The sequence below is a fragment of the Micromonospora sp. NPDC047730 genome, from assembly GCF_043204765.1.
Classification (GTDB): domain Bacteria; phylum Actinomycetota; class Actinomycetes; order Mycobacteriales; family Micromonosporaceae; genus Micromonospora.
Map to the genome: position 1 here is coordinate 1 of NZ_JBIDCU010000042.1, position 12,542 is coordinate 12,542.

Here is a 12,542-nt window from a genome sequence, read left to right on the forward strand (position 1 = left end):
GCGCCTGGGTTCACGGACTGGGAGATCAGCGAGTTTCTGGCGGTGAAGGAGTCGTTCGTGGCTCCCACGTTGGCGCGGCCGGTTGAGTCGTCCGGCTCGGAGTCGGAGTTTGAGTCTGAGTCTTTGGACCTGTCGCCCGGTTCGTTGCCTGGTCGGCCGGCGGCGATGGAATGGGGCCCCCAAGCCGGCTCCGTGGATGGCCCGGTCGACGCCGTGGATCTGGCCGGTGTGGACGGGGGTAGCGGCCCCGCGTCACCCGCGACGGGCAGCAGCATTGACGGCAAGGGCGGCGACGTGGAGGCGACGCCGGTCGGGAACCCGCCGGAGGTCGAACGGCTGACCCGGGAACTGGCCAGCATCCGGGACACGACCGCTGCCGTCGAGAGTGACCTCGCCGCAGCGCGGAGCGAGCTGTCCACCGCTCGGGAGGCCCTGGCGCGCCAGGTCGACGCCCGCGCGGCCGTGCCACCGGCGCGCGTGACGCAGACCCCGACCAGCGCCGATGAGACCCCGACCAACGGCGGTGAGACGCCTGCCAGCGGTAATGCCGCGCAAGCGGTGGAGCGTGCGGCGTGGGAGCGGCTCACCAGGGCCCAGGACCGGGTCGCTGAGCTGGAACGGCAGCGCGGAACAGTGGAACGGCGCGGGCACCAGTTGCTGGGGCGGGCCGTGCGGGTGGCTGACCGGAGGCGACAGGCGCTGGAGCAGGACGCCGCCACCCGGGAGGCGGACTGGCGGACGGCGGTACAGCAGTGGACGGACGGCCTACAGGGGTTGCGGGCCGGCGGGGCAGCGGCGGCGGACCGCGCGGCGGAGCGGATCCGGCAGCGGGACGCGGCGCGGGAGGCTGCCGAGCAGCTCGCGGCCCAGCGGGCCGATGAGCGGGAGGTGGCCCGGCAGGAGGCAGCTACCCGGGCGGCGCAGCGCCTGGTGGCGAGCCAGGAGGTACGCGAGCGGGCGGCGGCACGCGAACAGGCCCGGAGAGACGAGCAGGAGCGGTGGGACACGTGGCAGGGCGTACAGCGGGCGCTGGCGGTCCGGAACGCGGTGCGCGATGCCGCGCAGGCAGAGGCCGACCGGCAGGAGCAATGGCGCCAGGAGCAGGAGGCGCGGGCCGCGGCGGATGAGGCGCAGCGACGGCTGGCGGATCAGGACCCCGGGCAGCAGCACCTGGCGGCGGAGCGGGAGCAGCAACGGCGCGCGGCCGCCGCGGCAGCGCAATGGCGCGCCCGGGAGCGCGAGCTGGCCGCGGAGGCGGCGAAGGTCCGGCAGGACGAGCAGCGCGCCGACGACCAGTTGGCCGAGCAGGCGCAGCGGCGGTGGGAGGAGGGCCGGCGGGAAGCCGAACTGGCGGAGGCCGAACGGGTACGGGCGGACGAGGACGCGCGGCGGCAGGAGGACGAGTGGCAGCGGGCCGACCTGCGTGCGGTCGAGGATGAACGTGAGCGGGTCGAGGCGGAGCGGCGGGACGCCGACAACGCGGAGCGGCAGGCCCAGACGTGGCGTCAGGCCGAGCTGAGGGACGCGGTCGACGCGGCGGCGCGTACGGCGGAACGGACCCGGTTGGAGCGGAACGTCGCAGGCTCCCAGGGGCGGCTCGACCGCGCCCGGAATGCGGCGTCCGATGCGCGTACGGTCTGGGAGCGTGCGGTCGAGGAGCGGGATCAAGCCAACGCAACTGGGGCGGCGGCCAAGGGGAAGGCCAGGGAGCCCGAGCCGGCGACGCCGTGGTACTTCGCCGATGGTGCCCTCGGTGAGCTGAGCGTCTCGGCGGTGCGGCACCTGACGCCGCAGCAGGTGACGGAGACCGTTGCGCAGTTGATGGACGACCTGCCGTCAGGGTGGCCCACCGGGGCAGCCGACGACATCGAGATGGGCACGACCGACCGGCTGGACCTGGGCACCGCCACCCAGGAGGCGGCCATCCGCGCGCGGGTGTCGGCGGCGCTGCACACGCTGCTGACGGCACCGGACCAGCGGGACCCCCGTGCCGTCGAGGAACACCGTGAGCGCTGGGAGCAGGCGTTGTTCTCCGGAGAGACGCTCAGTGCGGGCGGCCGGCTGGTGTGGATCCGTCCCGTGCCGCACGATCCGCGACCGGCGCCCGCCGGGAATGCCGGGGGCCCGCGGGTGTTCGGAGTCTCCTTCGGTTCGACCAAGGTCGGCAACGACACGTCCGTGTCCAGCGGGCGGAAGTCCGACGGTGGGCTGGAGGAAAGCTTCGACATCTCGACCGGGCGAGCGTCCAGGTTGATCGCGGGACTCCCCACGGTGTCGGTCAAGGGCGATCGCCAACACGCGATGTCCCAGGAGACCCGGGTCATCTGGGGCCGGAAGATGTTCGTGACCGCGTCGACGTCGTTCGCCAGTGGGGTGTCGTTCCAGGTCTTCGTGAACGGCGTCGAGTGGGGACGGCCGTCAATGCCGGCCGAGACCGGCCTCCTCGACGTCTCCCTGCCGACCCTGTACGCCAACGGCAGTGCTGCGCCGAACCGGGCAGCTCCGCTCGCGCCGTCGCCACCCGAGCCGCCGGCGCGGTCGACGCCGCAGGCCCGCGACGTGCTCAACGCGATCGACCTGACCCCACTCGTGACCGGCTGGCACCAGGTATTGGCGGCCGCCCTGCCGGCCGACACCGCGGCTGGCGTCGCCGCGAAGGTCACCCGCCAACTGCTCAACGAGCGGACGACCCGCAACCGTAGCCGGTGGATGCTGTCGAACGGGGACATGACGGACACGATCGACGAGCGGCTCACGGTCGGCAGGTTCCGCGGCTACGTCGCGACGAGGGCGGTCATGCGGGAGTTGCAGCTGGTGGAGATCACCGAGGGCGTCACGGTACGGGACGACCTCGGGGTGATCGCGACCTCCGGGGAGGAGGTGTCGGGTACGAGCGGCACCGGCCTCGCGGCGGACGCGGCGCTTCTCGGACTGACCCACGCGGCGACCGACCCGAGTGGCCGGGAGGAGGCCGCCGACAGGGTGACCGGCACCTTCTCGTTCGGCTTCGGCGGCGAGTCCGAACGCGAGTCCGCGCTGGAGGTGGGCGGCAAGGTCCTGAACCACACGGTGCTGAACCGTAAGGAAGACCAGGCTCGTTACCGGGTGGTGTTCGACGTCACGTTGACCACGTATGGCGATTCCTCGGTGGTACCGGTGACCCGGCAGGTGGCCGGGGAGCTGGGCGTGCCGTTGAGCGAGGCGCAGCAGTTCGAGCGCAGCGTCTTCGGGGCGGTCTTCACCCCTGAATTCGGTGGGCCGGGCACCGGACGACCGCGGGCGCTGATCACGCCGGCCGTCGCGGCCCCCCCACCGGCTCCGGCACCGGCAGGCGACATCGGCAACTGGTTGTCGCCGCCGCTGCCCTGGGCGCCGCAGGCGCGGCATTCCTACGTGCCCCCAAATGGCCCGGCCCCCCGGGAGCCGCTGGCGCTGGCCATGCGGCGCGGCCAGGGTCTGGGGATCGCGGCGAACATGCCCGGGGCAGAACAGGTCGCCGACCTGGTGCAGTCGGTGCTGCGACAGAAGTCGGGTCGCGTTGATATCGGCGCCGTGGCGCGCCGCACCATCCTGGCGAAGGTGGGTCGGGCCGCGATGGAGGCCGATCCGACGCGGACGCAGGCCGGAAAGAAGTTCACCGTGCGGGTCGGCCGCGAGCGGTACCAGGTCATGGTGACCGAACACCGGAGGGAACTGCTGGACAGTCCGGAATACCCGATGACGGTCAATGCCCGCGCGTTGACCGGAGCCACCACGTCGGGTTCCCGGTCGACCGAGGGCAGCCTCAGCGGCCGGTGGGGTGGCCGGGTGTCGGGCAGCACCCAGCAGTCCGACCAGAACGAGCAGGCGCCGGAGAACGGGACGGAACACCAGGGGAGGGTGTTCTTCCCGCGGCTCGGCGTCACGGCGGAGCACGCACGAGCAAGCGAGCACGAGCTCAGCCAGGTGGTACAGGAGTACCGCCGGACCGAGACCGTCGGAGACGTCGTCGACCATCGCTACCGCACGGTGTTCGAGGTCATGATCCGCGAGCAGACAGACAGCGGCTGGGGACCCCGCGAGACCTGGTTGATCGGTGCTGAAAGCGGCGGCGAGGTGGCGACCCACATCGCGGTACCGGTCGAGCATGTGCCGCGTGATCCGCGCACCGGCGAGGAGCGGGCCATTACGTCGGCGCAGCTCGACGGCGCGGGCGTTACCCGCCCGAACCCGCGACCCGAGGCCGCGTGGGCACCGGCTGACCAACCGCCGCATCTGCCGTTGGACGTCCAGGGCAGCGCCGGGTTGTATGCGGCCTTCCGGCACGTACCCGAGCTGCCAGCCACCGCGGCGCGGCTGTACCAGCAGTTGAACGGCCTCTCCAACGAGTGGTTCAACGAGCCGATGAACTGGCCCGACGCGATCTTCGATCTCGGCGCCGGCACGGAACTGGCCGGTGGGTTCCCGGAGGCGGTCGAGGAGCACGGGTGGGAGCTGCAACTGCCCGGCCACGACGGGTACCAGCAGGTCATCCGGATCCGGGAGCGGTTCTTCGCGGCGGGTCTGGCATACCAGTACAGCAGCGACGGCATCGACAGCGCGAACGGTGTCGAACTCGAGCAGTACCGGCAATCGGCGATCAGTCACGCCGCCGGGACGAGCAACGAGCTCAGCTTCGGCGGCAAGGCCGGTGTCGGGGGCCAGTATCTCAACCACGCAACGACCGCGAAGAAGGGCGACTCGGACAGCGGCGACTCGGACAAGGCCCACGAGCGCGGCCGTGCCGGCGGCGGCCTGTACGTCGAGGGTGGGGTTTCGTTCGGCGGCTCGGACGGCAAGGACTACGGCGCCATCGACATCACCCGGGCCACCTACAACGACGTCGTCCACGCCTATCACGGCCGGGTGGTCTTCGAGGTCACCGCCCTGCGCACCAAGGACGGCGAGACCACGGCCACCGCCCCCGTCTATCTGGACGTCGACGACGCGGTGGATCTCCTGGCGACCGATCGTGCGGCCGAGGACCTGGGGCTGGACCGTCCCCGGACACCGGCGCCGGACTCGGCGTCATCGCGCGAGATCATCGACCCTGAGCTGTTGCCCGCCGTGGGGCACCCCGAGCGGTTGCGGGCCAACGCCGTGCTGGACACGATCCTGCAACGGCTGCGACAGCGTGGCCTGTTCGCCTCCGGCGAGGGCATCCCCGACCACCTGCGGCGCGCGCTGGTGAAGCGGTTCTCCTCCCGCAACCTGGAGCCGCAGTACCTTCCGCTGTCCGGCCAGGGCGTGTACGGCTGGTTCCCGGTGCCCACGCCCTACCACACCACGCAATACCTGTGGGTGCGGGTCAGCGCCACCCCGTCCGCCGCGCCGTCGAGCGACCGCCCGCGGGAGCAGGTCAGCCTCACCCTGCGTGGTGAGACGCACGACGCCCAGTCCAACACGGACACCTCCGGATGGTCGTGGGGTGGGGAGGTCGCCTTCTCCGGCCGTGGCGCGTGGAACGATCAGGGCAGGGTCCTCGGCGGGCATGGTGACTACGGGCATGAGAACTCGGAGTCCAGTGAACGCGGCATGCAGTCCGAGTCCAAGGACATCTTCCGGACCGGACCCAAGAAGTCGCACGAGCTCGAGTACCCGTTGGACTTCACCATCGAGATGACGCTGACCACGGAGCTGCCCCAAGCGGTCACGTTCATGCTTGATTCAGCGCGCAACGTGCTGTTCGGTGGCGCCTGGCTCGCCGGCCTCTGGCAGCCGAACCTGGAACGGTCGGTCCGCGACCTCTGGCACAACCTCCCCGGGATCGGCTGGCAGGAGCAGATTCAGGTCGCTGGGGACGTCCGGCTCATCGTGCCGCGGTACCTGACCCGGCCGACGGCCGAACAGCCGGGGAGTTGGCAGGGGCTGGGTCCGGCTCCGGCCCCGGCCCTGACCGGCGCCGGCCGGCCGGTACCTCGATGGGTGGAGTCCGGCCCCACCCCGCCTCGGTTGCACAACGACCTGAACAACGACCTGATCAATGACCGCAACGTCCATCCGTGGCGGCTGAACCGGGCGGCCCGGGAATTCGAACGCTGGGCGGCGCTGACCACCCAACCGCCACGGCTGCGTCAGGGCCTGGACCTGAGCACCGACGGCGCCTGGAGAGTGCCTGGCGTGCACGATGGCAGCGATTTCGACCGCTTGATGGCGCACCACGCGTCCGAGATGATGCTGCGATCTCGCATCGAGCCGCTGCTCGAACACCGCTACCAGGTTCCGGGCGCCGGCATCACTCTCGGGCTGAACATCCGGCGGGCAGAGATCTATGTCGACAAGGATGGCCGACCGCTGGCCTTCGAGCAGAAGGCCCGGCGATACCAGCAGAACGAGGCGGGCCCGATCAACAAGGGCGACTCGTCCTCGGGCTGGGAGTTCTCGTTCGGCCCGCAGGGTGGCGCTCCCGCCGGCATCAAGAAGCTCGGCTGGAACGGCGACGGCCTCGGTGTCGATCGCGAGGACGGCGAAGCCCACGCGGCCGAGATGAGCGAGGTCAACGAGCGCAACGTGGAGGCGAAGCGGACGTTCCATCAGTACCGCTATGACGTCACGGCTGTCATCTACGGTCCACACGGCATCCTCCTCGTGGACGTGGAGAGGGGCCTCTACGTCATGCGCGAGCAGGCGCCGACGTACCGGTGACCACCACCCGCCGCCCCGGCCGGTCGGGTGGATCCTTTAGAGGGCCTCTTTGATCGCGGCGTGGACGTGCAGCGGCGTGGATATCGGTCGGACTTGTCGGATGAGCGGTGGGCGTTGATCGAGCCGGTGCTGACCGCGTGGCGGGCGGCCCACGGCGCCCGCGTGGGTGTCGATGTGGAGGTGGTGCCCCGCCGCAGCCGCACCGGGTTTCACGTGCTGCACATCTTCCCTATGCAGGATCAGATGCCCTCTCGGGATCTCGTTCGCCCGCCGCAGCTCGGCGACCTCCTTGCGCAGCCGCCGGTTCTCCTCGGCCATCTCGCTGGTGGGCCGGTCGTGACGCTCACCGGCGTCGGGCTCGGCCTGACGGATCCAGCTCCGCAACGCCTCGTGATGCACGCCCAGCTGCTCGGCCAGGCGCCGGATGACCGGCTTCGGGTCCGAATCGAGGTACAAGCGCACAACGCGCTGGCGTAGCTCATCGGGGTACTTCTTTGGTTGGCTCGGACGACTTCCTCCCCACGGCCATCAGATGATCAAAAAGCTCCATGAAGCGGGGGTGACTCAGGTTCGGGTACGAACGGTGGCATTTTCGTGTCCGGCCGGATACCGCCTGCAACTGCAATGGTTGCGAACGGCCGCCCATAGCCGCTCTGCGTACGATGCCGTAATGAGTGGCGATGAGGTCATCGGGCGCGGGGCGGAGCTCGATGTTCTGCGCGGTGTTGTCCGTGACGCTGCCGAGGGTCGCGGCGGAGGGGTTTGGATCGAAGGCGAGCCCGGGATCGGCAAATCCGCGGTGCTCAACGCCGGGCTTGCGCATGCACGTTTCCTAGGCATGCGCGTCTTCCACGGGACGGCCGACAGCCTGACCCAGTTGTTTGCGCTGCAGGTGATAGCAGAGTGTCTTGACCTCGGTGGGCACACGGTGGACGAGTATCGGTCGGAGATCGCGGAGCTGTTGGCAGGGCGCGGCTCCGGGACAGACGCGGTGCTGGCAGCGAGCGAGCGAGTGCTCGCGTTGATCGACCGTGAGGCCACTCACGCACCGGTGGTGCTGGCCATCGACGATCTCCAGTGGGCTGATGTCGCCAGCCTCGGGGTGTGGCGCAGATTGACGAGCATCGCTAGTCAGGCGCCCCTCGTGCTCATCAGCGCGTGCCGCCCCGTTCCCCGGCGTGAGGAGGTAGACCGCCTACGTGATGTCGTGATCGATCGGCTGGCCGCGCCGTTGATCCGACTCGACGAGCTGGCACCACCTGACGTGACCACGATGGTCACCGCGCTGCTGTCCGCGTCGCCGGGGCCGGAATTGACCGAGGCGCTGGCCAAGGCTGGGGGGAACCCCTTGTACGTGCGGGAGATGCTCAATGCCCTCGTTCGGGACGGGCAGGTGCATGTGTCCCGCGATGTCGCTGAGCTCGACTCTCCGAAGGGCGAGCCGCCGGCGTCGGTGGCGGCCGCCATCAGCCGGAGATTGGACTTTCTTCCCCGGCCGACGCGAGCAACCTTGCGCAGCTGTGCCCTACTCGGAACCCATTTCTCGATGAACGACCTCGCGTTGGTGTCGAACCGCCCCGTCCCCACCCTGGTCGACGCGGTGAGCGAAGCCGTGGAGGCCGGCGTGCTCGCCGACTCCAACGCCGGGCTGTCGTTTCGTCATCCGCTCATAGCCGAGGTGCTGAAGAAGGAAACGCCAGCGGCGGTTCGCGACGGTATGCACGGCCATGCGGCCAAGGTCCTCGCGGAAGCGGGCGCCCCATGGGATCGGGTCGCGAGACACCTCCTGGCCACGTCGGAAAGGCCCGAAGGATGGATGCTGGATTGGCTGGCCGACCTGCCCGCGGCCGCGTTGTACGCGGCACCCCTGATCGCCGCGGATCTCCTCCAGCGAGCGCTGACGGCTGTCCACCCTGGTGACCCGCGGCGTGATGTCTACCTCGCCCGGCTTACCACCGTGCTCCGGTTGCAGCATCGTCTGGACGACCTCGTGGCTCTGGGCACGGAGGCCCTTCGAACCGTGTCGGACCCAGCCCTTGTCGGGGAAGTGGCGTGGAACCTGGCGCGGGGATTCGGTATGTCCGGTCAATCTGAGCGGGACTGGTCCCTCATCTCGGAGGTGCTAGATCGACCTGACCTGGTGCCGCCGTGGCGCAGCCGACTGCGTGCCCTGCTCGCCTCCGATCTTCTCTTCAGCGACAAACGGGAGGACGGGAGGGTCCATGCCCAGTTGGCGATCAGCGAGGGGGAGGCCTGCGACGACCCAGTCTCGGTCGGGTGGGCGTTGGTGGCCCTGATGGTTGACGCGCCTGGCTACAGCGAGGCGTTGGAGCTCGCCGAGCGCGGTCTTTCCGTGGTTGTCGGGGGCGACATGGAGTCGATGGATGTTCGGCTTCTCCTCATGGTCAACCGGGTGGCGCTGCTCACCAACCTCTACCGGTACGGGGAGTTCGCCACGGCGCTGTCGGCCACGTCGGCGCTCGCCGAGAGCGCTGGTGCGACCACACGTCTCCTTCAAACGCAGCTTGTCGCGGCCGAGCAGTTTCTGCACACGGGTGATTGGGACCAGTCGCTCCTGTATGTGGACGCGATGGGCGACGTCGGGCACATTCAGAATCTGCTGCGGGTGCGTGGGGCGGCGGCATTGATCCATGCGCGGCGGGGGCAGCGAGAGGAGGCCGAGGCCTATCTGGCCTCGGTGGCGCACGTCCAGTACACGAGCGGAGTGCTGCGCCTGAACGCCCAGTCGTTGATCGAGGCGCAGGCACTGCTGGTTGAGGCCGACGGTGATCTCCCTGCGGCGGTGGCGCTGATGGCCCCGTGGCTGGAGGAGCAGTACTCCCAGCGCACCCAATACAGTCGTTGGGAGACACTGATGGAGTTCGTGCGGCTGGCCCTGGCCGCCGACCGCACCGATCTCGCCGCAGCGGCTGCCCGGGCCGCCGACCTGGATGCCAAAAGCAGCGAGGCGCCACAGGTTGTGGCGGCAGCAAACGTCTGCCAGGCACTTGTGTCGAATGATCCGCAGCCACTGCTGGCGGCGGCGGAGTATTTCGACAGCATCCATGCGCTGCCACGGGTGGCGTTCGCGCTGCAGGAGGCCGCCGTCCGGTTGGGGCACCGAGGCGACCTGTCGGAAGCCAGGTCCGCGTTCGCTCGGGCCGTGACGATCTACCAGGAGTTGGGCGCCTGGCCGGACCTACGTCGGCTGGAGTCCAGGCTGCGCCAGTTTGGCGTACGCCGGGGATCTCGATCGACTCACCGCAAGGTCACCACGGGTTGGGAGGCGCTGACGCCGGCCGAGCGCGAGGTGGCCCGCCGGCTGGTGCAGGGGTTGTCCAATCCGGAGATCGCCCAGCGGCTGGTGCTGTCGCGGCGCACCGTGGAGACGCACGTCGCCCACATCTTGAGGAAGCTCAACGTCCGCAACCGAGTGGAGATCGCACGCGAGGCCCAAAACCAGCTCGCTCAGATCTAGTCGATGTTGGCTGTTCCAGACGCCGACAAGATGCAAACCCCAGCACGGCGAGCAACTTGACTCAGACCAGTCCGGATGAGAGGTGTCCGGCCCCAGCGCTGCACCGGTGACCAGCAGGCCACCAGCGCCGACCGGATGAGTGGATGGGCACCCGTGCGGTGGTAATGACGGCACCGATCGATTCGCGGCGCCGCAGCCTTCGGGGACTGAACCAGTCCACGGTCAGCACCGCTCCGATGCCAATACGAATTAGCATGGCGGGTTCGGCGGACTTCGACCGGTGTCTTGGCCGGCGGTGCCGGATGCCGGTGGTCAGCTGGCGTTGGGTGCGGGACGATGACAACGACCAGGCGCAGGCAGGCGCGAATCGGGGCATTTGTTCTCGGCGAATTCGAGGTCGCGGCGTGGGACGGAAGGGACGCGAGGGAGGAAGGTTGTGCCGGTTGCCTCCGGCACAACCCGCCCGTTCCACCCGTCGCCGCAGCCCCTCTGGCAGTACGTCAACGAGGTTCACGACGTAGCTACGGATGCACCTGACTCCTGGTTCACAACGGGCGCGACGTGCCCTCGACGCGCCATCTCCTGGCCGCTACCATCAGGGATCGCCAATCAGCCGTCGTCGGCCGCCTCGAAGGCCAGGTCGAACAGGTCGTCGACGGGCGGCGGGTTCGTGAGATGTGCAGGCCGATCAGGGGTACGCCTCGGACAAATGCCTTGTCAAGCCGTCCCTGCCCAGGTCTTTCGTCGTCACTCGGTATTACGAGCGGCGATCTTGCGTCAAACACCGCGACCGGGCCGAACCGGCTCTGGGTCGCCGATGCCACCGCATCCCGTGCGGTGAAGGCGTGTTCTGGTTGGCCGCGGTCCGCGACGCCTTCTCCCGCCGGATCGTCGGGTGGAAGACCTCCGACCGCTGCGACACCGACCTCATCCTCGCCGCCCTCGAATACGGGATCTGGTCCCGCGATGTCCGCGACGGCCAGTTCATCCACCACAGCGACCGCGGGTCGAACGGATTCAACGGGCCCGTGTGAGTGCGCTTCTGCGCGTCGATGTAGCCCCCGCGCGATGATCACCGCCTCCGTCGAACCCGGGGCGCTTCAAGGATCGATCTGAACTGACCCCCGGGCTGGTCCTGCCCGTATTGGGGAGTATGACGGCACTACAAATCACGAAGCCCCACCGGTCGTGGTGGGAGCAAGCCGAATGCAGGGGGCTGGACCCGTCGTGGTTCGAGTCCCGCCTGATGTGGCAGAAAGCCGTGCAACGCTGCATCGTCTGCCCCGTACGCGATCAATGCCTCGATGACGCCATTCACTTTGGTGACGTCGGCGTGGTCCGTGGCGCGTCCTGGTTCACCGGCAGCAGGCGTGGCCGGCAGGTCCTGTCGCTGGTCTGTGAGGCGTGCGGCAGCCGCCCGGTGGCCTTCACCCGGTCGACGGTCAGCCGCCACTGCCCGACCTGTCGGAGGTACCGGTGCCAGATGCGATGAGGGACGTCCTGGTCATGTGGACGCCTGAGCAGTTCGCCATCCGGGCGGACGAGGCGATCGATGTCCTTGCCGAGGCGATGGGCTATGGCCCGGCGATGCGGGAAGGCAGCCGTCGGCAGCTGATCGAACACCTGACGATGCCCGGGTTCCGGGCGGTGGCCGTTCTGGGGCCGCTGGCCGACATCGTCGGGTTCGGCTACGGCTATCGGTGTCGGCCTGGGCAGTGGTGGCGGGACTGGGTGGCCGATGCGATGCCGGTCGTCGCCGATCGCAGGCGGTGGCTCGACGACGCCTTCGCCGTGTCGGAGCTTCAGGTCCGACCGGCCTGCCAGGGCAGAGGGCTGGGTGAGGCAATGCTGCGGGGCATGCTGTCATCGGCCGGGTCGCGGACGGTGGTGCTGTCGACGGCGGAGACCGCCGAGGGGTGGTCGCGGGCGTGGCGGCTGTATCGGCGGATGGGATTCCGTGACCTGCGCCGCGGGCTGCGCTATCCCGGTGACCCGCTACCGTACGCCGTCCTCGGTCGCGATCTGCCGTGGCGGGACGGTTCGGTGGGGGCGCACGGGGGATCGCGGTGCGTGGCCGGCAGTGAGGAGGTGACGCAATGCTGAGGTGCCGTACCGTGCTGCTCGCCGAAGCTCTGTTCGCGTCGGCGCTACAGCCGTCGCGGCATCCCGATCGCCAGCAGGTGCGCCGGGCAATCGCTGGCGAGCTCGTGCGCCGCCGGGTCGCCGGCTGCGTAGCCGAGGTCGCGTACGAGTTCGGTGAGCATCCGGAGGAAGCCGCAGAGCGTATGCGGTGGGCGCTGCGGACAGTTGCCGACTGCGGTGATTGGGGTTACGCGCGGCTGGCGGTGCTCCGCGGCCGTGTACCGCGCGGTCGATCATCGACAGAAACCCTTCGTATCAA

At 69.5% G+C, this 12,542-nt stretch carries 6 protein-coding genes and 2 pseudogenes; 7 read left to right on the plus strand and 1 reads right to left on the minus strand.

What is annotated here, in order from left to right; genetic code table 11:
- Positions 1–192 precede the first annotated feature (192 nt).
- On the plus strand, positions 193–6,663 hold the full coding sequence (locus ACGF5G_RS35185) for a hypothetical protein (protein WP_393271165.1): 6,471 nt from the start codon (positions 193–195) through the stop codon (positions 6,661–6,663).
- Positions 6,664–6,729: 66 nt separating this feature from the next.
- Positions 6,730–6,813: pseudogene (locus ACGF5G_RS35190) on the plus strand (IS5/IS1182 family transposase); the annotation flags it as partial.
- A 189-nt stretch (positions 6,814–7,002) separates the two neighbouring features.
- Here ACGF5G_RS35190 and ACGF5G_RS35195 read toward each other — a convergent pair.
- Positions 7,003–7,125, minus strand: a pseudogene (locus ACGF5G_RS35195) (transposase); the annotation flags it as partial.
- Positions 7,126–7,333: 208 nt separating this feature from the next.
- Here ACGF5G_RS35195 and ACGF5G_RS35200 point away from each other — a divergent pair.
- The 5 genes from ACGF5G_RS35200 to ACGF5G_RS35220 all read left to right on the plus strand — a co-directional run.
- Positions 7,334–10,141, plus strand: coding sequence for an ATP-binding protein (locus ACGF5G_RS35200; RefSeq protein ID WP_393271166.1), 2,808 nt, complete (start codon positions 7,334–7,336; stop codon positions 10,139–10,141).
- Between the two features lie 677 nt (positions 10,142–10,818).
- Positions 10,819–11,175 (plus strand): DDE-type integrase/transposase/recombinase, encoded by a 357-nt coding sequence (locus tag ACGF5G_RS35205; RefSeq protein WP_393271168.1) that lies wholly within the window; start codon positions 10,819–10,821, stop codon positions 11,173–11,175.
- A gap of 119 nt (positions 11,176–11,294) precedes the next feature.
- Positions 11,295–11,633 carry a WhiB family transcriptional regulator gene (locus ACGF5G_RS35210; protein ID WP_393271170.1) on the plus strand — a complete coding sequence of 113 codons (339 nt, stop codon included), beginning with the start codon at positions 11,295–11,297 and terminating at the stop codon, positions 11,631–11,633.
- The gene (locus tag ACGF5G_RS35215) at positions 11,630–12,244 is read left to right on the plus strand and encodes a GNAT family N-acetyltransferase (RefSeq protein WP_393271174.1); all 615 of its coding nucleotides are present in this window, start codon (positions 11,630–11,632) and stop codon (positions 12,242–12,244) included. Before ACGF5G_RS35210 ends, ACGF5G_RS35215 begins: the two co-directional genes overlap by 4 nt.
- 11 nt (positions 12,245–12,255) lie before the next feature.
- Positions 12,256–12,542, plus strand: a 287-nt coding sequence (locus tag ACGF5G_RS35220) for a hypothetical protein (protein ID WP_393271172.1), incomplete at its 3' end; no start/stop codon positions are given.